Origin of the sequence: Mycolicibacterium fluoranthenivorans, assembly GCF_011758805.1 — a bacterium.
Lineage (GTDB): Bacteria > Actinomycetota > Actinomycetes > Mycobacteriales > Mycobacteriaceae > Mycobacterium > Mycobacterium fluoranthenivorans.
Genome location: NZ_JAANOW010000002.1, coordinates 758,475 through 781,552 on the forward strand (window position 1 = coordinate 758,475; position 23,078 = coordinate 781,552).

At 66.2% G+C, this 23,078-nt stretch carries 24 protein-coding genes and 1 tRNA gene; 14 read left to right on the forward strand and 11 right to left on the reverse strand.

Annotated features, from left to right (window positions below; all coding sequences use genetic code 11):
* Positions 1 to 5: 5 nt before the first annotated feature.
* Entirely contained in the window at positions 6 to 2,795 is a 2,790-nt protein-coding gene (aceE, locus tag FHU31_RS21630) for a pyruvate dehydrogenase (acetyl-transferring), homodimeric type (RefSeq protein ID WP_167162318.1), read from the reverse strand.
* Positions 2,796 to 2,953: 158 nt separating this feature from the next.
* On the opposite strand from aceE, the gene FHU31_RS21635 reads away from it, so the two are divergent.
* The 5 genes from FHU31_RS21635 to FHU31_RS21655 all read left to right on the forward strand — a co-directional run bounded on the left by FHU31_RS21635 (position 2,954) and on the right by FHU31_RS21655 (position 6,644).
* Positions 2,954 to 3,538: an Rv2240c family protein gene (locus tag FHU31_RS21635; protein WP_167162320.1), complete on the forward strand. Its 585-nt coding sequence runs from the start codon at positions 2,954 to 2,956 to the stop codon at positions 3,536 to 3,538.
* A 92-nt stretch (positions 3,539 to 3,630) separates the two neighbouring features.
* The gene (locus FHU31_RS21640) at positions 3,631 to 4,056 is read left to right on the forward strand and encodes a DUF3052 domain-containing protein (protein ID WP_167162322.1); all 426 of its coding nucleotides are present in this window, start codon (positions 3,631 to 3,633) and stop codon (positions 4,054 to 4,056) included.
* 79 nt (positions 4,057 to 4,135) lie between these two features.
* The gene (locus tag FHU31_RS21645; protein ID WP_167162323.1) at positions 4,136 to 4,594 is read left to right on the forward strand and encodes a peroxiredoxin; all 459 of its coding nucleotides are present in this window, start codon (positions 4,136 to 4,138) and stop codon (positions 4,592 to 4,594) included.
* Positions 4,595 to 4,630: 36 nt separating this feature from the next.
* Positions 4,631 to 4,705: transfer RNA gene (locus FHU31_RS21650), tRNA-Val, on the forward strand.
* A gap of 589 nt (positions 4,706 to 5,294) precedes the next feature.
* Positions 5,295 to 6,644 carry a DUF2254 domain-containing protein gene (locus tag FHU31_RS21655; RefSeq protein ID WP_167162326.1) on the forward strand — a complete coding sequence of 450 codons (1,350 nt, stop codon included), beginning with the start codon at positions 5,295 to 5,297 and terminating at the stop codon, positions 6,642 to 6,644.
* Positions 6,645 to 6,709: 65 nt separating this feature from the next.
* On the opposite strand, the gene FHU31_RS21660 is transcribed toward FHU31_RS21655, so the two are convergent.
* Complete coding sequence (locus tag FHU31_RS21660; RefSeq protein WP_167162328.1) at positions 6,710 to 6,985, reverse strand: GlsB/YeaQ/YmgE family stress response membrane protein; 276 nt, start codon at positions 6,983 to 6,985, stop codon at positions 6,710 to 6,712.
* 494 nt (positions 6,986 to 7,479) lie between these two features.
* On the opposite strand from FHU31_RS21660, the gene FHU31_RS21665 reads away from it, so the two are divergent.
* Positions 7,480 to 8,712 (forward strand): cation:proton antiporter, encoded by a 1,233-nt coding sequence (locus tag FHU31_RS21665; protein ID WP_167162330.1) that lies wholly within the window; start codon positions 7,480 to 7,482, stop codon positions 8,710 to 8,712.
* Positions 8,713 to 8,747: 35 nt separating this feature from the next.
* Here FHU31_RS21665 and FHU31_RS21670 read toward each other — a convergent pair whose 3' ends face one another.
* On the reverse strand, positions 8,748 to 10,268 hold the full coding sequence (locus FHU31_RS21670; RefSeq protein ID WP_263987784.1) for a SulP family inorganic anion transporter: 1,521 nt from the start codon (positions 10,266 to 10,268) through the stop codon (positions 8,748 to 8,750).
* Between the two features lie 231 nt (positions 10,269 to 10,499).
* Here FHU31_RS21670 and FHU31_RS21675 point away from each other — a divergent pair, with 231 nt between their 5' ends.
* Entirely contained in the window at positions 10,500 to 11,219 is a 720-nt protein-coding gene (locus tag FHU31_RS21675) for a protein kinase family protein (RefSeq protein WP_167162332.1), read from the forward strand.
* A 119-nt stretch (positions 11,220 to 11,338) separates the two neighbouring features.
* Here the strand turns inward: FHU31_RS21675 and FHU31_RS21680 are convergent, their stop codons facing one another.
* Both FHU31_RS21680 and FHU31_RS21685 read right to left on the reverse strand, forming a co-directional pair.
* Entirely contained in the window at positions 11,339 to 11,956 is a 618-nt protein-coding gene (locus tag FHU31_RS21680) for a nucleotidyltransferase domain-containing protein (RefSeq protein WP_167162334.1), read from the reverse strand.
* Between the two features lie 117 nt (positions 11,957 to 12,073).
* A complete protein-coding gene (locus FHU31_RS21685) occupies positions 12,074 to 12,637 on the reverse strand; it encodes a shikimate kinase (protein ID WP_263987754.1) in 564 nt (187 codons plus the stop codon).
* 284 nt (positions 12,638 to 12,921) lie between these two features.
* On the opposite strand from FHU31_RS21685, the gene FHU31_RS21690 reads away from it, so the two are divergent.
* Positions 12,922 to 13,485, forward strand: a complete 564-nt coding sequence (locus FHU31_RS21690) for a hypothetical protein (protein ID WP_167162336.1) — start codon at positions 12,922 to 12,924, stop codon at positions 13,483 to 13,485.
* Between the two features lie 94 nt (positions 13,486 to 13,579).
* On the opposite strand, the gene FHU31_RS21695 is transcribed toward FHU31_RS21690, so the two are convergent.
* Positions 13,580 to 14,263 carry a GAP family protein gene (locus FHU31_RS21695; RefSeq protein WP_167162958.1) on the reverse strand — a complete coding sequence of 228 codons (684 nt, stop codon included), beginning with the start codon at positions 14,261 to 14,263 and terminating at the stop codon, positions 13,580 to 13,582.
* 201 nt (positions 14,264 to 14,464) lie between these two features.
* Between FHU31_RS21695 and FHU31_RS21700 the strand changes: the two genes are divergently transcribed.
* Complete coding sequence (locus tag FHU31_RS21700; protein ID WP_167162338.1) at positions 14,465 to 14,752, forward strand: DUF1905 domain-containing protein; 288 nt, start codon at positions 14,465 to 14,467, stop codon at positions 14,750 to 14,752.
* Between the two features lie 119 nt (positions 14,753 to 14,871).
* Here FHU31_RS21700 and FHU31_RS21705 read toward each other — a convergent pair whose 3' ends face one another.
* Entirely contained in the window at positions 14,872 to 15,267 is a 396-nt protein-coding gene (locus tag FHU31_RS21705; RefSeq protein ID WP_167162340.1) for a VOC family protein, read from the reverse strand.
* 11 nt (positions 15,268 to 15,278) lie between these two features.
* Positions 15,279 to 16,106 carry an oxygenase MpaB family protein gene (locus FHU31_RS21710; protein WP_167162342.1) on the reverse strand — a complete coding sequence of 276 codons (828 nt, stop codon included), beginning with the start codon at positions 16,104 to 16,106 and terminating at the stop codon, positions 15,279 to 15,281.
* 37 nt (positions 16,107 to 16,143) lie between these two features.
* On the opposite strand from FHU31_RS21710, the gene FHU31_RS21715 reads away from it, so the two are divergent.
* Positions 16,144 to 17,103 (forward strand): cobalamin biosynthesis protein, encoded by a 960-nt coding sequence (locus tag FHU31_RS21715; RefSeq protein ID WP_263987753.1) that lies wholly within the window; start codon positions 16,144 to 16,146, stop codon positions 17,101 to 17,103.
* On the opposite strand, the gene FHU31_RS21720 is transcribed toward FHU31_RS21715, so the two are convergent.
* From FHU31_RS21720 to FHU31_RS21730, 3 genes are read right to left on the reverse strand one after another with little or no spacing between them, the layout of a single operon-like run.
* Positions 17,048 to 17,884, reverse strand: coding sequence for an SURF1 family cytochrome oxidase biogenesis protein (locus tag FHU31_RS21720; protein ID WP_167162346.1), 837 nt, complete (start codon positions 17,882 to 17,884; stop codon positions 17,048 to 17,050). The genes FHU31_RS21715 and FHU31_RS21720 overlap by 56 nt on opposite strands.
* Positions 17,881 to 18,399 (reverse strand): low molecular weight protein-tyrosine-phosphatase, encoded by a 519-nt coding sequence (locus tag FHU31_RS21725; RefSeq protein WP_308206685.1) that lies wholly within the window; start codon positions 18,397 to 18,399, stop codon positions 17,881 to 17,883. The genes FHU31_RS21720 and FHU31_RS21725 overlap by 4 nt, the downstream gene beginning before the upstream one ends.
* Positions 18,392 to 19,057, reverse strand: coding sequence for an HAD-IA family hydrolase (locus FHU31_RS21730; protein ID WP_263987752.1), 666 nt, complete (start codon positions 19,055 to 19,057; stop codon positions 18,392 to 18,394). The genes FHU31_RS21725 and FHU31_RS21730 overlap by 8 nt, the downstream gene beginning before the upstream one ends.
* A gap of 16 nt (positions 19,058 to 19,073) precedes the next feature.
* On the opposite strand from FHU31_RS21730, the gene cobC reads away from it, so the two are divergent.
* The 4 genes from cobC to FHU31_RS21750 are packed head-to-tail and all read left to right on the forward strand — an operon-like array spanning position 19,074 to position 23,066.
* Positions 19,074 to 20,135, forward strand: coding sequence for an Rv2231c family histidinol phosphate aminotransferase CobC (gene cobC, locus FHU31_RS21735; RefSeq protein ID WP_234901607.1), 1,062 nt, complete (start codon positions 19,074 to 19,076; stop codon positions 20,133 to 20,135).
* The gene (locus FHU31_RS21740; RefSeq protein WP_167162350.1) at positions 20,132 to 21,259 is read left to right on the forward strand and encodes a Nif3-like dinuclear metal center hexameric protein; all 1,128 of its coding nucleotides are present in this window, start codon (positions 20,132 to 20,134) and stop codon (positions 21,257 to 21,259) included. The genes cobC and FHU31_RS21740 overlap by 4 nt, the downstream gene beginning before the upstream one ends.
* Positions 21,259 to 21,987: a zinc ribbon domain-containing protein gene (locus tag FHU31_RS21745; RefSeq protein ID WP_167162353.1), complete on the forward strand. Its 729-nt coding sequence runs from the start codon at positions 21,259 to 21,261 to the stop codon at positions 21,985 to 21,987. The genes FHU31_RS21740 and FHU31_RS21745 overlap by 1 nt, the downstream gene beginning before the upstream one ends.
* A complete protein-coding gene (locus FHU31_RS21750; RefSeq protein ID WP_167162355.1) occupies positions 21,984 to 23,066 on the forward strand; it encodes a bifunctional RNase H/acid phosphatase in 1,083 nt (360 codons plus the stop codon). Before FHU31_RS21745 ends, FHU31_RS21750 begins: the two co-directional genes overlap by 4 nt.
* The last annotated feature ends 12 nt before the right edge of the window (positions 23,067 to 23,078 follow it).

Below are 23,078 nucleotides of genomic sequence, written 5' to 3' on the forward strand. Positions count from 1 at the left end.
CTGGGCTAGGCGCTCCCGGTGTCGGCGTAGGACACCTCGGCCGCGGAGACGTCATCGATGCGGTACTGCTTGGCCGCGGCGACGGCCACCGACGGATCGATCTCCCCGTCGCGGGCCAGCGCCTCCAGCACGGCCACCACGACCGATTCGGCATCGGTGTTGAAGTACCGGCGCGCGGCCGGGCGGGTGTCGGAGAAACCGAACCCGTCGGTGCCGAGCGTGACGTAGGTGTTGGGCACCCACGGCCGGATCTGCTCCGGGACCGCCCGCATCCAGTCCGACACCGCCACCACCGGGCCGGCCGTGTCGCCGAGCACCTGGGTGACATAGGCGGTCGGGGCCGGCTGATCCGGATGCCGCAGCCGCTGCTTCTCCACCGCCACGCCGTCCCGGTTGAGCTCGCCCCAGCTGGTCACCGACCAGACATCGGCCGCCACATCCCATTCGGCAGCCAGCAGGTCGGCCGCCCGCAGCGCCTCCGGCATGGTCACGCCGGAGGTCAGGATCTGGGCGGTGCTGGTGCGTTTCTCGGCGGCCGCCCGGTAGCGGTAGATGCCGCGCAGCAGACCCTCGGGATCGAAGTTCTCCGGCTCGGCGGGCTGCACGTACGGCTCGTTGTAGATGGTGATGTAGTAGAAGATGTTCTCCGGGTTCTCCCCGTACATCCGCTGCAGACCGTTTTCGATGATGTAGGCGATCTCGTAGGCGAAGGCCGGGTCATAGGTCACCGCCGCCGGGTTGGTGGACGCGAGCAGCAGGGAATGCCCGTCGGCATGCTGCAGACCCTCGCCGGTCAGCGTGGTGCGGCCCGCGGTGGCGCCCAGCACGAATCCCTTGGCCATCTGATCGGCGGCCGCCCACAGACCGTCACCGGTGCGCTGGAACCCGAACATCGAATAGAAGATGTAGATCGGGATCATCGTGGTGTTGTGGGTGGCATACGACGTGCCGACCGCGGTGAACGATGCGGTCGAACCGGCCTCGTTGATGCCCTCGTGCAGGATCTGGCCGACCTCGGATTCCTTGTAGGCCAACATCAATTCGGAATCCACGGCCGTGTAGAGCTGCCCGTTGCGGTTGTAGATCTTGAGGCTGGGGAACCACGAGTCCATACCGAAGGTGCGGGCCTCGTCCGGGATGATCGGGACGATCCGCGGGCCGATTTCCTTGTCCCGCAACAGTTCCTTGAGTGTGCGCACCGTCGCCATGGTGGTGGCCACGGCCTGCGTGCCGGACCCCTTCTTCAGCGGCTTGTAGGCGTCGCGGCCGGGCAGCTTCAGGGCCTTGGTCTTGGTGCGGCGCTCGGGCAGGAAACCGCCCAGGGTGCGCCGCCGATCCAGCAGGTACCGGATCTCGGGCGAGTTCGGCCCCGGGTGGTAGTACGGCGGCAGGTAGGGGTTCTCTTCCAGCGCGGCGTCGCTGACCGGCACCCGGGTGACATCGCGGAAGGCCTTGAGGTCTTCCAGGGCAAGCTTTTTCATCTGGTGGGTGGCGTTGCGGCCCTCGAAGTGGTGCCCCAGCGTGTAGCCCTTGATGGTCTTGGCCAGGATGATCGTGGGCTGGCCCTTGTGTTCCATCGCGGCCCGGTAGGCGGCGTAGAGCTTGCGGTAGTCGTGGCCGCCGCGCTTGAGATTCCAGATCTCGCTGTCGGTCATCGGATCCACCAGTGCCTTGGTGCGTGGGTCGCGACCGAAGAAGTGGTCCCGCACGTAGGCGCCGTCATTGGCCTTGTAGGTCTGGTAGTCACCGTCGGGCGTGGTGTTCATCAGGTTGACCAGGGCGCCGTCCCGGTCGGCGTGCAGCAGCGCGTCCCACTCGCGGCCCCACACCACCTTGATGACGTTCCAGCCCGCGCCGCGGAAGAACGATTCCAGCTCCTGGATGATCTTGCCGTTACCGCGCACCGGCCCGTCCAGGCGCTGCAGGTTGCAGTTGACGACGAAGGTCAGGTTGTCCAGCGCCTCGTTGGCCGCCACCTGGATCAGGCCGCGGCTCTCCGGCTCGTCCATCTCGCCGTCGCCCAGGAACGCCCACACATGCTGGTCCGAGGTGTCCTTGAGGCCCCGGTCGTGCAGGTAGTGGTTGAACCGCGCCTGGTAGATGGCGTTCATCGGGCCCAGGCCCATCGACACCGTGGGGAACTCCCAGAAGTCGGGCATCAGGCGCGGGTGCGGGTAGGACGGCAGGCCGCCGCCGGCGTGGCTGTGCTCCTGGCGGAAACCGTCCAACTGGTTGGCAGTCAGCCGGCCTTCGAGGAAGGCGCGGGCGTACATGCCGGGGGAGGCGTGGCCCTGGATGAAGATCTGGTCGCCGCCACCGGGATGGGACTTGCCCCGGAAGAAGTGGTTGAAGCCGACCTCATACAGCGAGGCCGACGAGGCGTAGGTCGAAATATGGCCGCCCACACCGACTCCCGGCCGCTGGGCACGGTGCACCATGATGGCCGCATTCCAGCGGATCCAGGCCCGGTAGCGCCGCTCGACATCCTCGTCACCGGGGAACCAGGGCTCCAGCTCGGTGGGGATGGTGTTGACGTAGTCGGTGGACGTCAGCGCGGGGATGGCGACACGCTGCTCACCCGATCGTTCCAGCAGGCGCAGCATCAGGTAGCGCGCGCGAGCCGGGCCGGACCGTTCCAGGAGTGCGTCGAACGATTCCAGCCATTCGGCGGTCTCGTCGGGGTCGATATCGGGGAGGTAGGAGGCGACACCTTCGCGGATCACGCGGACGCGATCGGGTTCGCCTGTGGTACCAGAGTTTTGGGCCAGGTCTTGGCGCGCGAACTCGGTGGTCAACTTGGGCTCCTTGGTTGGCGGTGCTTCGTAGTGCTTGGTTGCTTGTGGCGTCACTATCGTGCCTCTATCGTGCCCCACATCACCGCGCAGGGTGGCCTACCGCTCGGTAACCGAATGATCCGGCGATTGACGGCCCGAACCGGTAACGTCTGGCAGCAATGCGCAACAGTTGGCGGGGGTCTTCGGTGCTGGTCCGGATACGAATCGGCGCCTTGGTGCTGGGTTGTCTGGCCGCTCTGGCGATGATCGTGGTCGGGTGCACCAGCGTGACCAGCGGTACCGCCACGGTGGACAAGGCCGATGCGCCGGTCTATCGCGCGTCGGTGTCGGCCTCGGCCGCCGAGTCGGCGGAGAGTTCCAGCTCGAAGGAATCCGAGCGACAGAAGTCGGTCACGACCAGTGCCATCCACAGCTCCTGCGAGGCGCTCAGCTCCAGCAGCGTGGACGCCATCTCCGCGGTGAACGACTACGTCGGCGCGTACAACGAGAACGGTGACGTCGCCGGCGCCGCGCGCCCGGCGATCGACGCGCTCAATCACAGCGCCGACGCGGTCGAACACAGCATTTCCGACCCGCTGGGTCCGGACCTGAAGAGCGCTCTGACAGAGTGGGTGGGTGCGGCTCGGGCCTTGGCGTCGTCGATTGCGGGCGATGTCGGGCCGGATGCGTTCAACGACGGAGTCGGCCGACTCAACGATGCGAAGGACGCCGCGCTGAACCTGTGCGATAAGGCATATCGATAAACCTTGCCGCCAAGTCTCGGTTGATAGGCCCCGGCGTGCGAATATAGGCCGAGCGCACTCGGAAACGCTAAAAGCTTGAAGGAGGACAGACGGTGGTCGCGGGGACGGACTCTGACCCGAATTACGCCCGAAAACTGGGCATCGAGAAGGATCAGGTCGTTCAGGAGTTGGGGTGGGACGAAGACACCGACGACGATATTAGGGCCGATATCGAGGACGTCGCCGGCGGCGAACTCCTCGATGAGGATGCCGATGAGGTCGTCGACGTGGTGTTGTTGTGGTGGCGCGATGACGACGGTGACCTGGTAGATCGGCTGATGGACGCCATCACGCCGCTCGCCGACGACGGTGTCATCTGGGTCATCACTCCGAAGACGGGCAAGCCCGGTCACGTGCAGCCCGCGGAGATCGCCGAGTCGGCGCCCACTGCCGGGCTGATGCAGACGTCGTCGGCCAACCTGGGCGATTGGATTGCCAGCCGGCTGGTGCAGCCGAAGTCCAAGGCGAAGAGCCGATAGCCCGGTTGGCGCCGAGATTGCCGTTATTGCGGCCCGCACTCGCACATCGTCGCGGTAACCGCAATCTCGCGGTGCACCGATGCTGACTGCGGGCCTCGCCGCGCCCGACTTCACCCTCAAGAACCAGCACGGCCAGCCCGTCACCTTGTCGGGGTTTCGCGGCCGCGACGTCCTGCTGGTGTTCTTTCCGCTCGCCTTCACCCCGATCTGTGCCGGTGAACTGGGCGAGATTCAGAGCCATCCCGAGGTGTACAACACCGCCGACACCGTCACGCTCGCGGTCTCGGTGGGGCCGCCGCCGACGCACAAGGTGTGGGCCAAGCAGAGCGGGTTCACCTTCGACCTGCTGTCGGACTTCTGGCCGCACGGCGCCGTCGCTGAGCAGTTCGGGGTGTTCAATACGGGGTCCGGCTTCGCCGACCGGGGCACCTTCACGATCGACCGGTCCGGGATCATCCGGTTCGCCGAGTGCAAGCAGCCCGGCGAGGTGCGCGACGCGGCCGTCTGGCGGGACGCGCTGGCCGCTTTGCGGATTTAGTACTGGCCTTCGTGGGCGTGTACCGTGCCTGCGACGGGGCGCGTAGCTCAGTGGTAGAGCTCTGGTTTTACACACCAGCGGTCGGCGGTTCGATACCGTCCGCGCCCACCATCGAAAGTCCGTCCGGGGCCCCGGACGGCGGCGTGCCATCTGGGTCATTCTGATCGGCGGCGTTGGCAGATTCATCCGCTCCCGCAGGCGGACCACCAGCGCGGTCGTGGACGATCTCGAGGTGGTCGAAGGTCACCGGGCTGATAAGCGGCGGCTCCGGGACGTTCATTGGGCCCCTGATCGGGGCGATTGCGCATCGTGTGACTGACCGGGTGCGTGCCCAGGAGATGGCTGATTCTGTCGGCCAGCACCCGACCACCACGAGAGTCGTTAGGGCTCAATGGATGTACCTGGTTGTGGTCACATCGATCGCAACATAGCGAACCTGCTCGTCGCGTCGGAAAGTTACGGTGGTGGCATCGGGATCACGCGGGTGTCAAACAGGGGGCTCTATGTCGGCGTTAGCTTCGGATCGCGGGATACTGTCGCCCCCGCAGCGCCAGCTTCCAGCGGAGAGAGAAGAAACCCACCGAACCTCGGCCCGCCCGCCCGGCCCGGCTCCCAGCGCAGCGAGGACCCGGTAGATGCCGCGATGGTCAAAGCGCATGTCGTCCGTCGGCTTGTCACGCACCAGGACTGAGTCCGGAAAGTGAACGCCATCACGCGTCGATGGGCTGCGTTTGCGGATGCCCTGCACAGCCGGCTGTGGCCGATCCCGGCGGCTGCGGTGGTCGCCGCGATCGGGGTCGGAGTGGCGCTCACGAATCTCGAGGAACTGTACGGCCGGGGGCTGCCACCAGCACTGAGCGATCATCTTTTCGGCGGTGACGCTGACGCGGCACGCTCAGTGCTGACCGTCATCGCAGGATCGCTGATGACGGTGACGTCGCTGACCTTTTCGCTCACGGTGCTGACACTGCAGTTGGCGAGTAGCCAGTTCTCGCCGCGATTGCTGCGCACCTTCACCGGTGACCGATTCGTCCAGGGCAGCCTGGCGCTGCTGCTTGCCACCTTCGCCTTCGCCCTGACCGTATTGCGTACCGTCCGCGCCGGACCCGGGGACGTGGAGTTCGTTCCACAGCTGTCGGTCACCCTGGCCTATCTGCTGGCCATGACGAGCGTGCTGACGCTGGTCTTGTTCCTTGCGCATCTGGTCCGCGAGATTCGCGTCGAGTCCATGGTGAGCACCGTGCATGTCGAGGCCGGCGCGACGATGCGGCGCCTCCTGGACCCCTCCGCCGAGATACCGATCGGCGCCCCGCCGACACCACCACCTGACGCGGTTCTGTTGACGGCGGGCGCGTCGGGGTTTCTCACTCGAGTCGACGAAGTCGCGCTGCTGGCCGCTGCGCAGGACACCGGGACCGTGGTGTTGATCGACCGCGAGCCGGGTAGCTCGCTGATCGCTCGCACGCCGATCGGGTATGCGTGGGCGCTCGCGTCGCAGCCCGTCCTGGACAAGGAGCGCGTCCAGGAATTGCAGGCGAGGGTCGCGCGCGCGGTGGCGACGGGGTTCGAGCGGACTTCGGTCGATGACCTCGGCTATGGACTGCGCCAACTGACCGATGTCGCGACCAAGGCCCTGTCGCCGGGAATCAACGACCCCACCACCGCCATTCACACGCTGGGACATAGTGCGGCATTGTTGTGCGAGTTCGCCGCACACACGCTGGGACCTAAGTGCTTGCTCGACGACGAGGACCGAGTTCGGGTCGTGTTGCGGCGCCCGGGCCTGGCCGAACTGCTCGAGCTGGCCATCGGAGCGCCGAGGCACTACGGCGCGGGCGATGTCGCGGTCCTCGATCGGGTGTTCGCGCTGCTACGGGAGTTGGCCTGGTGCGCCGACCAACCGGAGCATCGCAGCGCGATACACGATCAGCTCGAGCGAACCCGGGCGGTCGCCGCCCGCCAAACGTTTGACGCTGCCGAGCGGAACCGTATGCGCGACGCCGCGATACGGGTCGAGGACGCCCTTGACGGCCGCTGGCCGCCGCAATGAAATCACCGCGGAAGCGTTGCCGGAGATGGTAATCGACCCGCGTTCACTGCCGCGATGTGGTCGAGCTACCGTCGCGCACCCCGGCGACCGGTGACGCCCAGATAAATGGCGATCAAGACAACGGCGACGATGATGCCGACCAAGAACGGAATGATTGCGAAGCCACCGTTTTCGTTGCTGTAGCCGAACTGATAACACAGCCATGTACCTGCCAGGGATCCCAGCGCACCCAGAGTCACGGTCATGATGACGCCGATGTTCTGTTTGCCGGGCATGATCAGTCGGGCGAGCGCACCGATGATCAACCCGACGACAATGGCGCCGAGGATGGTTGCGAGCATGGCGAACTCCTTTGTTCAGAGGCCGATCTGACTGCGTCGTGGATGTCCTCAGGGCCGTCGCAATCGCGCTACTACAATTCCCGCGAGCTGATAGTGGTACGGCTACCCGGATACCACAGTCCGCAAACGTCGTCAGCCGCGGCACGGTTGGCTCAGTCTCGTCGGACGCGACCCGGGCGATGATGACAATCAAGATCATCATCAACGCCACCCCGACCAGCATGTCGGCGCCCGGCTCCCCGCAGCCACCAGCCGCCCCATGCCGCGCTGAGGTGCAACGATGCGGCTGGCTGTGGTGGTGCGGGTGGTTCGGCCCATGATCATTGCAATGTGCAATTGCTGCACCAGCGTGCATGCTTAGGATCCGCGGGTGACGGTCGAACGGGTTTGCCTGCTGCGGCGACGTGCGGCAAGGTTTTGCTGGGGCGCCGGCAATTCTGGTCGGCAGTCGCACCGTCGGTGGCGGCGGGAAACGATGAGCATGGGGGTCCGACGTGGTGCTTGTGCTGGCCTTTGGTCTGGTCCTTTTGGTCAGCGTCTCGCTTTCGGGTGTAGCCGCCAGAACAGTTCTGTCGACGGCCTTGCTCTTCCTTGTCGCCGGCGCATTGATCGGGCCCGGGGGCTTTGGCATCGTGGCGATCGGCCCCGATGACCCGATTGTCTCTCTGCTCGCCGACGTAGCACTGTTCACAGTGCTGTTCACCGACGGTCAGCGTGCCAATGTGGCTGCGTTGAAGGAAAATTGGACACTGTCCGGCCGGGCGTTGGGCTTCGGTATGCCGTTGACCATGGTCGGAATCGCGATTCCAGCGCACTATCTCGCCGGGTTGGATTGGCCGACAGCCTTTCTCATCGGCGCCATACTCTCTCCGACGGATCCGGTGTTCGCGGCCGCGTTGGTCGGTAGATCCGATGTTCCGCTGCGTCTTCGGCGGCTGCTCAATGTCGAGTCCGGTCTCAACGACGGTCTGGCCCTGCCATTCGTCTTGATCTTCCTTGCCATGGCCCAACATGAGCATTCAAATCTGGCCGAGGTGGGCATCGAACTGTTGTCGGGCCTCGTCATGGGTGCCGCGGTGGCAGCCGGAGTCACATTGGCTTGGAGAACCAAGATCCTCACCGCCGAGCCGCGTCTGCAACCGCTGGGACCGATGGCTATCGCCGTCTTGGTGTATGCGGGATGTCATCTGACGCATGCCAACCCATACCTGGCAGCATTCGCTGCAGGGTCGACGCTGGCCACCCTCGACCATGTCGCGGCTGAGCATTTCGAACCATTCGGTGAATTGCTCTCGGAGTTGACGAAATTCGCCGCTCTTCTGGTATTCGGAGCGTTGATCACACCGGACCGTCTGTCTCATCTCGGTTGGCAGGAATGGCTGTTCGCCGCGGTGGCCATCGTGGTGGTCCGACCGGCAGCGATGTTGCTCTCGTTGCTGCGTACCCAGCTGCCGCGTAGCGAACGCCTCACCGCGGCCTGGTTCGGACCGAAGGGATTCGCATCGGTGGTTTACGGGCTGCTCGCGCTCCAGTCGGGGATCGTAGATCGTGAGCTGGTGTTCGACCTCGTTGCGGTCACCATCGCGTTGTCGATCGTGTTGCACTCGTCGACTGACGTACCGGTTGCGCGGATGCTGCGAATAGAGCCCCCTGACAACCTGCCCGCTGGACGCCCCGACCCCGATGCCGCACTACGGGAGCTGCCACCGAACCCGGGCACAGGTTGACGACGGCGAGTCCGTCTCACGGCATCGTCGGCGCTTCAACTCTCGTCGCCGAATCGACCTGACAGTCGGTCATGTCGATCGGCCGAATCCTGGTTGAGGCCGATTATCTCGACCTGCTTACCCTTTCGCCGGTATTTGGTGGTGATGGCGTCGAGAGCGGCGACACTGGAGGCATCCCAGATGTGCGATTCGGACATGTCGATCACCACCCGGTGCGGATCACCGACGTAGTCGAACTGGTAGACAAGGTCGTTGCTCGAGGCGAAGAACAGTTCGCCGCGCACCAGATAGTGCGCCGTGCCCTCGGCGCTTGGATCGGCGGAATCACTTGTTGAGCTGACTTTCTCGACGGTGGCCAGATGCGCCACACGACGCGCGAACAGCACCATCGCGGTCAGGGTACCGACGATGACACCGTAGGCCAGGTTGTTGCTGGCCACCGTGACGATCACGGTGGCCAGCATGACCACCGTCTCGCTGCGCGGCATTCGGCGCAGCGTTGACGGGGCGATGCTGTGCCAGTCCATCGTGCCCACCGACACCATGATCATCACGGCGACCAGCGCCGCCATCGGGATCAGTCCGACGATGTCGCCGAGGCCGACGACGAGAACCAAGAGAAATGCCCCGGCTAGGAAGGTGGAGATGCGGGTGCGGGCACCTGAGACTTTGACGTTGATCATGGTCTGGCCGATCATCGCGCAGCCGCCCATTCCGCCGAACAGTCCGGTGACGATGTTGGCGATTCCCTGCCCCGTGCTCTCGCGGGTCTTGTCGCTGTGGGTGTCGGTGATGTCATCGACCAATTTTGCCGTCAGCAACGATTCCAGAAGTCCGACCAGAGCCATCGCCAGCGCGTAGGGAGCGATGATGGACAACGTCTGCACGGTGAACGGGACATGCGGCAGCACGAATGCCGGCAAGCTGTCGGGTAGCTTTCCTTCGTCGGCGACGTTGGGGATGTGCACGGAGAACGCCAGGACCGCCGCGGTCAGGACAACGATCGCGACCAGCGGTGGGGGAACGACAGTGGTGATCTTGGGCAGCAGCACGATGATCGCCACGGCGACGAGCACGAACGGGTACACCAAAGCGGGCACCCCGATCAGGTGGGGCAGCTGCGACACGAAGATGAGGATTGCCAGTGCGTTCACGAATCCGACCATCACGCTGCGGGGGATGAACCGCATCAAGCGCGCCACCCCGAGCACGCTCAGCACGATCTGCAACGCGCCCGCGAGCAGGACGGTCGCGATCAGATAATCCATTCCGTATTCGCGCGCCACCGGTGCGATCACCAGGGCGATCGATCCCGTCGCGGCAGAGATCATCGCCGGGCGGCCACCGACAACGGCGATGGTCACGGCCATCGTGAATGACGCGAAAAGCCCTACCCGTGGATCCACACCGGCGATGATCGAGAACGAGATCGCCTCTGGGATGAGCGCCAACGCCACGACCAGACCGGCAAGTACCTCTGTCTTCAGTCGTCTCGGGGACTTCAGCGCCACCAGTGTCGAGATGTTCGGCTCATCGGAGCCGCGGGCTTGCGCGATCGGAATTTGTTGGTCTGACACAATTTTCCGTTCGACGGGGATTCAGCAGCCGACGGTTGTCTTCCGCGGCGGTTGAACTCTACCCTCACCCGAGGGGAGCGTTGAGCGCACGTCGCGGACGAACCCCGGAAGCTGATCGGTGGCCTTCGCAGGTTGGTCCTTGCCCCGATCGCGATGAGGTTGCGCCGAAGTCGGTGCCCGCCACCTGCCCACCTCGTGAAGGCAATCAGTGTGTCCGATCGTGAACTGGATGCCGGACCCGACAACACGAGCAACCTGTTCGGTCTTCCGCGGTCGTACCGCTACGGGGTCGGAGAAGGATCGGCTGGATTCAACGCCTGGCGAGAAGTCGCGACCCACGAGATGGTCAGCGATTGGATCGTCGAAGACGGGCACGGCGGAGGTCGAAGCGCGACTGCGGTGGTGCTACGTGACTGGATTGACAGCAGATGGGATTGCGGCGCAATGGATGTGGCCGTGTCTGCTAAAGGTGTTGTGGATCAACTGCTCGGCGTTACCCAACGCATGCGTGCCTGTGGCTTGGTGCATTTCGATGTACACCTCGACAACATTTTGACGACGGGTCAAAACCTGATCGTGTCCGATTTTGGCCTTGCTGCGGCAGCTCACTTTCAGCTTGACGACGCAGAGCGGCGTTTCCTTGCCACCCACGTCGATCACGACGTCGCATATTGTGCGGCCGAACTGGCCAACGCGATTCTGGGCAAGACCATGGCTTTTCCGCATGCTCGTGCCCGCAACGCGTGGCTTCGGGACCTGCCCCGCGCCGATACGCTCGGAGAAGGGGCGGGACCACTGTCAGACATCGTCCGACGACTCGCGCCCACGGCCGCACTGATCAACGACCATTACTGGCACCTGCACGGCGGCCACCTTGAAACACCGTTCCCGTCCGGGGCGCTTGCAGCCACACTGGACGTGATGGTGTGATCTCGCGACTTCTGTGGCTACGCCGTTGAACATGCGAAGTCGATCAACGGGATTCGTCTCTTCGGTGTTTCCTGATGCTGATCCAGGACGGTTCTCCGAGACTGGCCCGTCCCTGGGTGTTACCTCTGGGCGTCCAGAGTTTTGATCCAGGGGTGGCTGGGGTGAACTTGAGACAACCATTTGTGAAGTCGAGTTCTTCTGGTTGCGTCCATTGCTGGGAGCACGTTGCGGAAGTCGGTCTGGTCTTTGTCCCGTAGATGTTTAGCCTTGAACAGCAATGCCACCTCAGGAATGACGTATGGGATGCCATCTTGGTTCCGAAGGATGACTTGTTCGTAGGGCAGGGTGATCGAGGTATCGCGTCGGCAGACCCATCTGCCAGCGATTGTTGGCTCACGGAAGACGTCGACGCGGTAGATCCCCGTTGCAGGTTCCCGGAGCCAGGTTTGAAAATGGGTGTCGCGTTGTTCAGGGAACGGCCAGACCCGGCCATCACCGACTACGTCCCATTCGAAATCGAGTAACGCTTCCTGGATCTCGCCGAATCGTGATGCTGGCACCGCGATTTCGATGTCGTCGTGCTCACGTTTTGCGCCTTCGGTGAATAGATCTAGCGCCCATCCGGCGGTGACGCACCACGGCGCAGTGACGGAGGAGAGTTGGCGTGACACTTCGGCCGGGGTCCACGCATTCCAAAGCCCGGTGATCTCAGCTGGGGTGAGTTCTCGGCCACTCATGGGTTGGCCGGAGTGGGCTGTGGTCGGCGTGCGAGCACTTTGGCTGCGCTGATGTCGGCAGTTAGTGAGGGCATGTCCCGATTGTCTCCGAGTCGGGGGATTCCAATCTTGATGTCCTCAATGCGCTGTTGCTTGGCCCACTGCGATGTCGATCAACAAATTGACGACTTCGGCCGGCGTCCGGGTTGTCTGGATCTCGTGTGTGGCCGCTTGCCGAAGTAGCGGCTCGACCTCGGCAATGTCGTCGGCGATCCGCTGGCGCTGTTGTGGCGTCTTACCGAACGGGTTGTTGGTACGCCTAGCGACACGATCGAAGATGAGGTCACGCGGTGCGCTGAGCAGAACGATCGCGTCGAAGCGATGGTAAAAGGCGCCCTGGTTGGCGACGGTGCCCTGGATGAATATTGGTGTCTGACGCGGTCGACTCAGTAGGTCGTTGATGAGCGGTTCGCGCCACAGCGGCTCCCCATCGACGATGTCAATCCAGTGGGCGTCGTCGGTGTCGACGGTGGTGTACCCACGTCGCGCCAACTCGTCTAGGGCGGTCGTCTTTCCCACGCCTGACATTCCGGTCACCAGGACGGCGGTGTGAGCAGGCATGGCGTTATTGAAACGCTCGGTGGGGAAGAGATCAACCGGGGAGGTCTTCAGATTGTTCTGGGCCCGGGAGTCGAGTTCCACTTGGATACCGCCTTCGTTCGTTACGCACTACGGCAGCATTGGCGATCTCGAACATAAGGTCGCCGCGGGAAGGCGATGCGGAACTTTTCAACCCCGCTCGTGACAACAATCGCCTCGTCGAAGTGCAACACCGGGCAGGGCATCGGCCATCTCTTGCTGTAGCAGCGTAAGCGGTCCGCCCCCGGCGACCACGGTGACTTCGTCGGCGCAGTGCGAGGGTCAAGCCCCGCGGCGCAGCAAACTCCGGATAAGGTGGCGTAGCCTGTGGCTCAGAGGAGTTCGAGATGACAGCGACACGTCTGGCGGCGAGACTGGCGGCGGTTTTGGGCTGCTTACTTCTGGCAAGCGTCACCATCGTCACCGCAATGCCCGCCCGGTTAATCGCGGGTACTCCCGTAATTTTCGGTCCCAAGCAGGATCCGAGGTTCGAGAATGTGAACGCCGTCTCTGGGACTCCGGCGGAATGGCTGTCCTCCGTGTGCGAGCCACAGCTTCGACGAATCAGCATTGGTGGCAGCCGTTTCCAGGGACTGGGCCACCTGTATCTGTTTGCCACGCAGGGACTGACATTGCGGGATTCAACATTCAGCGCGCAGTGCCGGTCACGAAATCGCGAGTCCAGCGACCCGTTCCTGCTGGTGGCTCGCTATCGTTCGGAGCCGCCGATGCAGCGCGACCTCGCACGAAACGGATTTCAGTGGTACTGCTTCGGCGCTGATCGTGGGCAGCTTCTGGTTATTGCCACCCGTGCTGAGGAACGTGTGCAAAGCAACGGCTGGTCAGTTTCTCCGATGCTGGAGCCGCTGCAACGTTACGGATTCATGATCTACAGCCAGCCGGGCAAATGACGCTCTCTGATCTGCAAGCCAAGGTGAGCGCCAGCAGAGGCGTCGCTGACTTTAACGGAGACGTCAGGGCGTCGATACTCACGCTTCCGGAGTGCTACCACCACTGGTTGCGGTGCACGATTGCGTCGGAAATCAACGCGACCCCGGCAACGAGGAAGAGAACGCGGACTCCGATGGGCCCGTATCGGGTCAAGGTTCGCACCAAGAGACGCTGGGCGCGATCGGCCCGTTTACTTCGGCTGGTCGAGAGCGCAAGAACAAGCATGCACGGCAGCAACGCAATGACGCAGTACGCGATCACGAGGATCGGCCATTCCGGTGGTCGGGGTTGGCGTGCGGCGATCATGGCCAACCCAGCCAGATAGGGCACGGCCGTGGGAGCCTGGCCTAAGCCCACTGCAGCGCCCACAAACCCGAGCAACCAGGGCCGCTGACGCATCGCCGCCATCGCCCATCCCGGTGCCGTGGATTGGGCGACCAGGGGGAAGAACGCCAAGCCGATCAGGATCAGTCCCACCAGAAACTCCCCCCAATACCTCAGGGTGGGCGTCAGGTTGAAGTTGGTCAGATCCGTGAGCAGGCCCAGGCCAAGCACGGCGCCCAGGCCGAAGACGGTGGTCACCGTGAAGACGCCGGCAATGAAGCTGACGCCACCAGGCAAGGCCGATTGACGGTTCAACCGGCTCCCATACACCACCGCGGAGACGACCCCGATGTTCAGGACGCTGAGGGAGTCGAGCAAGGCGAACCCCGTCAACGTCAGCAGCAGCACAGTCATCGTGATCGTGGCCCCCCGGCCCATCGGAGCGACGGTGGCCCCGACGCGCAACAGACGAATATCTCGCCGACCCTACGGTGCCCCATCAGGAAGCAATCATGTGGTGCTGCGTCCTCGTCGGCGGCATGTGCCATAGCCACACCAGCGGTCGGCGGTTCGGTTCCGCGCGCGCCGAAGTTCCCGCAGCCTTAGCGTGGAGCCGTGGACTGGGAGTTCGAGGCCGAGGTGTTCCAGTGGCGTGGCCCCGCACCGTATTTCTTCGTCGCCACACCTGCACGTGTCGACGACTTCCTGCGGGCTCACCTCGGCGAGTTGACCTACGGCTGGGGTGTCATTCCTGCGCGGGTGCGCATCGGCGACACCGAGGTGACGACATCGCTGATCCCGAAGGACGGCGTCTATCTGGTACCGCTGAAGATCGCGCTACGTCGTCCCGAAGGTATCGACGATGGCGACCAGGTGCGGGTTCGGCTGCACGTCGGCTCTTAGCAGAAACCATCGCTGTTCGCGCGGATCCTGCTGGTCAATGTGCGCCGGGAGCACGCATCCGAGCCAATGGACCACAACCGGCGGCTCGTCGGACTCTTCATCGACGGAATGCGCGCGGACTATTCCGGCGGCGCGAAGAACTCCAGCGCGATCCCGTCGGGGTCCCGGAAGCTGAGCCCGGACCCGTAATGCGCATCCACCACGCCACCGTGCGCAATGCCCAGCCCGTCGAGCCGCGAGGCCCATGACTCCAGCTCCGAGCGCGACGCGCAGCCGAACCCCACGTGGTCCAGCCCGGCCCGGAACTCGGTGAATTCACCCGGCTCGATCGCCTGGTCGTGCTGGTGAATACCGAACAGCGTGCCGCCGTCGAGCGCCCACACCAGATGCCGGAAGCCGGCGTCGGTGTGCTCGTCGAGCACCGGATCGAACCCGATCAGTGCCCGGTACCACGGGCCGCTGACGCCGATATCGCTGACCGTGACCGCCACATGGTTCAGTGCCGCGAATGACATGACTACCCCTTTCAGACCACTCGTTTACCCAGGCGCGCCCGGGTCCGCATATCCCACAGGTACAACCGATAACCGAACTGCCAGACCTCCCGCGGCACGACGCGATCGGCGATGCGCAGTCCCATCAACAGCAAGGCGAACCGGCGCTGGTCGTCCGGTGTCCAATCCAGATTCATCATGGCGCGGAATCGCGACGACAGAAATCCCTTGGTGGCGAACAGGATCGGCGGCCCAGCCAACTGCCGAAGTGGCGTCGGCAGGAACGCCGCCGATGCCACCCCGTGCAGGTGCTCACGCACCGGTTCGTCGATCCGGAGATCGTCGAGTGTGCGTTTCCAGTAGTCGTCGAACGCGGCCCGGTCCGCCGGCCACATCTCCTCGCGCACCTGCAGCGTGGTGCCCAGGGTGCGGGCGTCGGCGTAGATCGCGTCGGCCGACTGGTCATCCAGTGGCCCGTACAGGAACTCGTGCTGGTCGATGTAGTAGCGGTACAGGCACGCCGCCACCCACAACTGCAGGTTCGGGTCGAACGCGTTGTAGCGCACCGGGCTTGACGGGCGCGACCGGACCTGCGCGTGGACGCGGTCCACCTCGGCTCGGATCAGCGCGCGGTCGGCGTCGGTGCCGTAGGTGGCCGCCGCCAGGTAGGTGCCGGTGGTGCGGGCCCGTTTGAACGGATGCAGGTAGACATTGCCGCTGTCCACCGGGCTCTCCAACACCCCATGGCCGACGCCGGGCAGCGACAACTGCATGATGACGTTCGCGGCGGGCGCCAGCGCCGCGGCCGGATTGAGCAGGTCGATGACGCGTCGCGGACGGCGCGGTGGTCCCAGCCTCATGTACTCGAGTAGAGCACCTTGTGAGACGCTCCCCATCGTGTTTGAACACACTGCCCGTGCGGCCGGACTGGCGGCCGGCTATCTCGCCGACCTGTGCTGGGCCGATCCGCAGCGCGGCCACCCGGTGGCAGCCTTCGGCACGGCCGCCGCGGCCCTGGAGAAACACACCTACGCCGACCGCCGGTCCGCCGGCGTCGTCCACACTGCCGTGCTGCTCGGCGCACTGGGCGTGCTCGGGGTGGCGGCCGAACGGGCCGCGGCGCGACGCGGCCCGGCGTGGACCTTCGCGATCACGGCGGCCAGCACATGGGCGGTGCTGGGCGGAACCTCCCTGGCCCGCACGGGTGCGCAGATGGCCGATCGGCTCGGCGGGGACGACCTCGTTCGCGCCCGGGCCTTACTGCCGTCCCTGTGCGGCCGGGACCCGGCCGCACTGGACGCCGACGGCCTGGCGCGGGCGGCCCTGGAATCGGTGGCCGAGAACACCTCCGATGCGCAGGTGGCGCCGATCCTGTGGGGCGCGGTGGCCGGGGTGCCCGGGCTGCTGGTGTACCGCGGCGCCAACACCCTCGACGCGATGATCGGTCACCATTCGCCGCGGTACGAGCGGTTCGGCTGGGCCGCAGCGCGATTCGATGACGCGGTCAACTATCTCGGGGCGCGTGCGACGGGGCTGTGCGTGGTCGCGGTGTCCGGCGCGCCCGCCGAGGCGTGGCGGGCGTGGCGCCGCGACGCCGGTAAGCATCCCAGCCCGAATGCCGGAGTCGCCGAAGCGTCGTTCGCCGGAGCGCTGGGCGTGCAGCTGGGCGGACCCACCCAGTACGCGCACCGCCTCGAGATGCGCCCCACCCTCGGTGACGGTCCCGCACCCCAGGCGCGCGATCTGCGCCGGGCGGTGCGGCTGTCGCGCGCCGTACAGGCGCTGGCCACCGTGGCTGCGGTCAGCGTCGCTTCCCGTATCGGTCGGCGAGCTTCTCCTCGGTCGTCTGGGGCGTGAGGTCGGGCACGTCGGGCTGGGCGTCGGCCTTGTCTGCGGCCTTCTCCCGGCGGCGGGCCTTCACCTCGGCGACGATGAAATAACCCAGCCCGATCGGCGCGACGATGCCGAAGGCGATCCACTGGATGCCGTAGGACAGAAACGGCCCGGCATCCAGGTGCGGCAGCGGAATCACTCCGAGGCCGCCGGGCTGGTTGTCCACCAACTGCAGATACGAACCGGCCAGGGGCACCCCGGTCACCTGCGACACCTGGGGCGGATTGATCGAATACACCTGCTGCGCACCGTCGGCCCGGAACGGATCCTTGCCGGTGAGCATCGGCTCTGCATCGCGCAGCCGCGCGATGATGGTGACCGGGCCGGCCGGCGGGGCGGCGAACGGCGGCAACGCAGTGCCTTGGACCGGTTTGACATAGCCGCGGTCCACCAGCACCGTCGGCCCGTTGTCCACCGCGAACGGGGTCAACACCTCGTAGGCGGGATCGCCGTCGACCGACCGGAGCCGCGCCACCACCTGTGCTTCGGACAGATAGTGCCCGGTGGCACTGACCCGGTGCCACTGCTGATCAGGAGCCGATGAATCCTGATGGGGCAGAACGCTGGTCAGCGGTACCGGGTCCGCGGACAGCGAGCTGGCGATCTGCGAGTTCTCCCGAGAGGTCTTGGTGTTCTTGCCCAACTGCCAGGGCGCCAGCACCGTGAAGCACAGCCACGCGAACGCGACCACCACGACGAACAGTGCCAGCCACTGGGGCCGGAACAGGAACGCCCAGCGCCTCATCGCCCAGAACCCAACCGCTCGTCGACCCACTCGTGCAGCCCACCCAACGACGCGTCGATGACGTCGAACACGTCCTGGAAGTCGGTGAGCGACCCGTAGTACGGATCCTCCACATCGAGGGCGAAGGCGCCCGAGCGGGGATCGAACGACCGCATCATCCGCAGCCGCTCGGGCGGCACCCCCATCTCCTTGAGGAAGCGCGCATGGTTGCGGCCCATCGCGATCACCATGTCGGCGGCCAGGTGGTCGTCGTCGATCTGGGCCGCACTGTGTGAGGTCGGGTAACCATGCTGGCGCAGTATCTGATTGGTGCGCCGGTCGGCGGGCTCGCCCGCGTGCCAGCCACCGGTACCCGCGCTGGTCACCCGCACCACCTCGGCCAGGCCGCGTTCGGAGATCTGGTGGGCGAACATCTTCTCGGCCATCGGGGACCGGCAGATGTTGCCCGAGCAGATGAAGGTGACATGCACAAGCTGTTCCCCCGGTCGCTGCGCTCCTGCCCGCCGGTCAGACACCCAGCACCTCCCGCAGGTCGGCGATGGTCTGCACCCGGTGCAGGGGCGCGGGAGCGTCGGGGCCGTCGAAATCGGTGCCGCCGTAACCCCAGCCGACGACGACGGTGTCAATACCGTGCTCACCGGCGCCCTCCACATCGTGGGAGCGGTCGCCGATCATCAGCACCCGCTCGGGCAGCGGGCTCAGCTGGGCCAGGGCATGCGCCACCACATCGGCCTTGGCGGACCGGCTGCCGTCCGAGCTGGCGCCCGCGATCACCTCGAAATAGCCGTCCAGGCCGAAGTGGGTCAGGATGCGCTGCGCGGTCGTCTCGGCCTTCGAGGTGGCGACGGCCAGGCGCACGCCCGCGGCGCGCAGATCCTCCAGCAGCGTCGGGATCCCGTCGAACAGGCTGTTCATCGCCCAGCCGCGGGTGGTGTAGTCGGCGCGGTAGGCGGAGATCGCCGCCTCGACACGGTCGCCGAGCCCCATCTCGCTCAGCGTGTGGTGCATCGGCGGCCCGACGATCCGGCCGGCCAGGTCGCCGTCGGGTACCGGCGCGCCGACGGTGTCCAGCGCATGCCGGAAGCTGGCCACGATGCCGTCCGCGGAATCGGTGAGGGTCCCGTCGAGGTCGAACAACACCAGCTGCGGGGTCTCGATCACCGTGTCAGTCACCCGTCCATTGTCGCCGATGTACCTGTGGTGTCCTGCGGCGCACTACTGTCGTGCTGTGGTTCACAGGGTCCGGCAGGCGGCGCGCTATCACGGCGATCAGGCCGTCGCGCCCGGCATGCTGGACTTCGCGGTCAACGTGCGCGCCGAGGGGCCGCCGTCGTGGCTGGTGGACCGGTTGGGTGCGCGGCTGGGTGATCTGGGCCACTATCCCACCGCGGCCGATACCGACCGGGCGGTGCGTGCCGTCGCCGAGCGGCACGGCCGCGGGATGGACGAGGTGGCGCTGCTGGCCGGGGGCGCGGAGGGGTTCGCGCTGCTGCCGCAGCTGGCGCCGACCCTGGCCGCGCTGATCGCCCCGTCGTTCACCGAACCCGAAGCGGTGCTGAGCGCCGCGAACATTCCGACCGAACACGTCGTGCTGGCGCCGCCGTTCTCACTGGCCGGCGCCCGAGTGCCCGACGAAGCCGACCTGGTGGTCATCGGCAACCCGACCAACCCCACCTCGGTGCTGCACACCCGTGAGCAGATCCTGGCGCTGCGCCGCCCGGGCCGGATCGTGGTGGTCGACGAGGCGTTCGCCGACGCGGTGCCGGGGGAGCCCGAATCAGTGGCCGGGCTGGCGTTGCCCGACGTCGTCGTGCTGCGCAGCCTGACCAAGACGTGGTCGCTGGCCGGACTCCGGGTCGGCTATGCGCTGGGCGCGCCCGAGGTGCTGGAGCGGTTGACCGTCCGGCGGGCGCACTGGCCGCTGGGCACGCTACAGCTCGAAGCCGTGACCGCATGCTGTGCACCGGAGGCCGTCGCCGAGGCCGAGGCCGGCGCCCGCCGGTTGGCGGCACTGCGCACCGAGATGGTGTCCGGACTGCGGGCGGCGGGCATCGAGGTGGTCGACGGCAGCGCCCCGTTCGTCCTGATGCGCGTCGCCGACGCCGAACTGGCCCGCAAACAGTTGGACAGCAAGGGGATTGCGGTGCGCCGCTGCGACACCTTCGTGGGGCTCGAGGGTGACTATCTGCGCGCAGCGGTCCGGCCGGAGTGGCCGGCGTTGGTGTCGGGTTTTTGGGAGATCCTGCGGTGAGTGTCCTGCTGTCCGACGTGATCGAGGTCCTCGACGCCGCGTATCCGCCCGCGCTGGCCCATGACTGGGACTCGGTGGGCCTGGTGTGCGGTGACCCGTCGGAGCCGGTGACGTCGGTGACCATCGCGGTGGACGCCACCGCGGCGGTGGTCGACGAGGTGCCCGAGGGCGGTCTGCTGCTGGCGCACCACCCGCTGCTGCTGCGCGGCGTGGACACGGTGGCGGCGAGCACCGCCAAAGGATCGTTGATCCACCGGCTGATCCGCTCGCGGCGATCGCTGTTCACCGCGCACACCAACGCCGACGCGGCGCTGCCCGGGGTTTCCGACGCGCTGGCCGACGCCCTGGGGCTGGTGGTGCAGGACGTCCTGGCCCCGGCGGAGTCCCGCTCCGGCCTGGACAAGTGGGTCGTCTTCGTTCCCGCCGAAGACGCTGAGCGGGTACGTGTGTCGCTGTTCGCGGCCGGGGCGGGCCAGATCGGCGACTACTCCTGCTGCAGTTGGAGCTCCAGTGGCACTGGGCAGTTCCTGCCGCGGGAAGGCGCCGATCCCGCCATCGGCACCGTCGGCACCCTGGAACACGTGACCGAGGACCGGGTCGAGGTGATCGCGCCGTCGGCGGTGCGTGCGCGGGTGCTGGCGGCATTGCGCGCCGCCCATCCGTATGAGGAACCCGCCTTCGATGTGTTCGCCCTGGCGCCGCTGCCCTCCGGGGTCGGTATCGGGCGGATCTGCGCCCTGCCCGAACCGGAATCGCTGTCGGCGTTCGTGGCCCGGGTGCGTGGCCGGCTGCCGGCCACCTCCTGGGGGGTACGGGCGGCCGGTGACCCGGAAGCGCTGATCTCGCGGGTGGCGGTGTGCGGTGGCGCGGGCGACTCGCTGCTGGACACGGTCGCCCGCACCGATGCCCAGGTGTACGTGACCGCGGATCTGCGCCACCATCCGGCCGACGAGCACCGCCGCAAGTTCGGCACCGCTCTGGTGGATGTGGCGCACTGGGCCAGTGAATACCCGTGGTGCGGACAGGCGGCCGCCCTGCTCACCACACGTTTCGGCGCTGAACTTCCGGTGCGCGTGAGCACGGTGCGCACCGACCCATGGAATATCGAAGAAGGACACCATTGATGAAAGCTGCACTCACCCAACAGCGTTCGCTGTTGACGCTGGTCGAGTTGGACGCCGAGCTGAGCCGAGTCGAGCACCGGGCCCGCAACCTCGCCGAGCAGCAGCGTTTCGACGAGGCGCAGGCCGAACACCGGGCCGCCAACGACCAACTCGCCGTGCTGAGCATCACCTTGGAGGACCTGGACGGCCAGGTCGCCAAACTGGAGAGCGAGATCGACGGGGTCCGGCAGCGTGAGGACCGGGACCGGTCGCTGCTCGACGGCGGCGAGGTGAACCCCAAACAGCTCTCCGAACTGCAGCACGAGTTGGAGACGTTGGAGCGCCGCCAGTCCGCGTTGGAGGATTCGATGCTGGAGGTGATGGAGCGCCGTGAAGCGTTGCAGGCCCAGCGGTCCGAGGCGCTCGCCCGCATCGACACCCTGCACAACGATATGTCTGCGGCGCAATTGGCGCGCGATGAGGCGCTGGTCGCCATCGACCAGGCCCGTCACGTCGGTGGGCTGCGCCGCACCGAGCTGACCTCCGGTCTGGATGCCGACCTGGTCGCGATGTACGAGAAGCAGCGGGCCAAGGGGGGCCCGGGCGCCGGTCTGTTGCAGGGCAAGCGATGTGGCGCCTGCCGGATCGAGATCGACCGCGGTGAGATGGCCCGGATCTCGGCGGCCGCCGAGGACGAGGTGCTGCGCTGCCCGGAATGCGGGGCGATCCTGTTGCGGATCAAACCGTGAAGGTTCTCGTCGAGGCCGACGGTGGTTCGCGGGGCAACCCGGGACCCGCGGGCTACGGTGTGGTCGTCTTCAGCGCGGACCATTCCGCGGTGCTGGCCGAACGCCGCGAATCGATTGGCATGGCGACCAACAATGTCGCCGAATATCGGGGTCTGATCGCAGGTTTGACGGCGGCAGCCGAGGTCGGCGCCACCGAGGTGGCGGTGTCGATGGACTCCAAACTGGTGGTGGAACAGATGTCGGGCCGCTGGCGCGTCAAGCATCCCGACCTGCTGGAGCTGCACCGCGAAGCCACCCAGGCGGCCCGCCAGTTCGACGCGGTGAGCTACGAGTGGATTCCGCGGGACCGCAATTCCCACGCCGACCGGCTGGCCAACGAGGCGATGGACGCCGCGCAGGACGACCCGGCGGACACACCCGCCGGGGCGAGCTCGGGACCCGGCTGGACCGGTGCGCGCGGCGAGCCCACCCGGCTGATGCTGTTGCGGCACGGCCAGACCGAACTGTCGGTGGACCGGCGGTACTCGGGTCGCGGGAATCCGCCGTTGACCGAACTGGGTCGCGCCCAGGCCGATGCGGCGGCGCGTTACCTGGGGGAGCAGGGCGGGGTGTCCGCCGTCATCTCCTCACCCCTGCAGCGGGCCCATGAGACCGCGGCGGCCGCGGCGAAGGCGTTGGGTCTGGACGTCACCGTCGACGACGACCTCATCGAAACCGATTTCGGGGCCTGGGAGGGGTTGACGTTCGGCGAAGCGGTGCAACGGGATCCGGAGCTGCACGGTCGGTGGCTGCGCGACACCAGCATCACACCCCCGGACGGGGAGAGTTTCGACGCCGTCGCGCGCCGGGTGCGCCGGGCGCGTGACCGGATCGTCGCCGAGCACGGCGGGTCCACGGTGCTCGTGGTGTCGCATGTGACGCCGATCAAAACGCTTCTGCGCCTTGCCTTGGACGGCAGCGCCGGCATTCTGTACCGGCTGCATCTGGACCTCGCCTCGCTGAGCATCGCGGAGTTCTACCCCGACGGGCTGGCCTCGGTGCGGCTGGTCAACCAGACGGCGTACCTGCCGACCATCTGATCCCGCGGTAGC

Coding starts and splice junctions, on each gene's coding strand:
- FHU31_RS21705 (WP_167162340.1), bottom strand. CDS start 15,267: ATGTCATTCGCGGCACTGAACCATGTGGCGGTCACGGTCAGCGATATC.
- FHU31_RS21635 (WP_167162320.1), top strand. CDS start 2,954: ATGCGCAACAGTTGGCGGGGGTCTTCGGTGCTGGTCCGGATACGAATC.
- FHU31_RS21695 (WP_167162958.1), bottom strand. CDS start 14,263: ATGACTGTGCTGCTGCTGACGTTGACGGGGTTCGCCTTGCTCGACTCC.
- FHU31_RS21645 (WP_167162323.1), top strand. CDS start 4,136: ATGCTGACTGCGGGCCTCGCCGCGCCCGACTTCACCCTCAAGAACCAG.
- FHU31_RS21745 (WP_167162353.1), top strand. CDS start 21,259: ATGAAAGCTGCACTCACCCAACAGCGTTCGCTGTTGACGCTGGTCGAG.
- FHU31_RS21690 (WP_167162336.1), top strand. CDS start 12,922: ATGACAGCGACACGTCTGGCGGCGAGACTGGCGGCGGTTTTGGGCTGC.
- FHU31_RS21660 (WP_167162328.1), bottom strand. CDS start 6,985: ATGCTCGCAACCATCCTCGGCGCCATTGTCGTCGGGTTGATCATCGGT.
- FHU31_RS21680 (WP_167162334.1), bottom strand. CDS start 11,956: ATGAGTGGCCGAGAACTCACCCCAGCTGAGATCACCGGGCTTTGGAAT.
- FHU31_RS21710 (WP_167162342.1), bottom strand. CDS start 16,106: ATGAGGCTGGGACCACCGCGCCGTCCGCGACGCGTCATCGACCTGCTC.
- FHU31_RS21720 (WP_167162346.1), bottom strand. CDS start 17,884: ATGAGGCGCTGGGCGTTCCTGTTCCGGCCCCAGTGGCTGGCACTGTTC.
- cobC (WP_234901607.1), top strand. CDS start 19,074: ATGTACCTGTGGTGTCCTGCGGCGCACTACTGTCGTGCTGTGGTTCAC.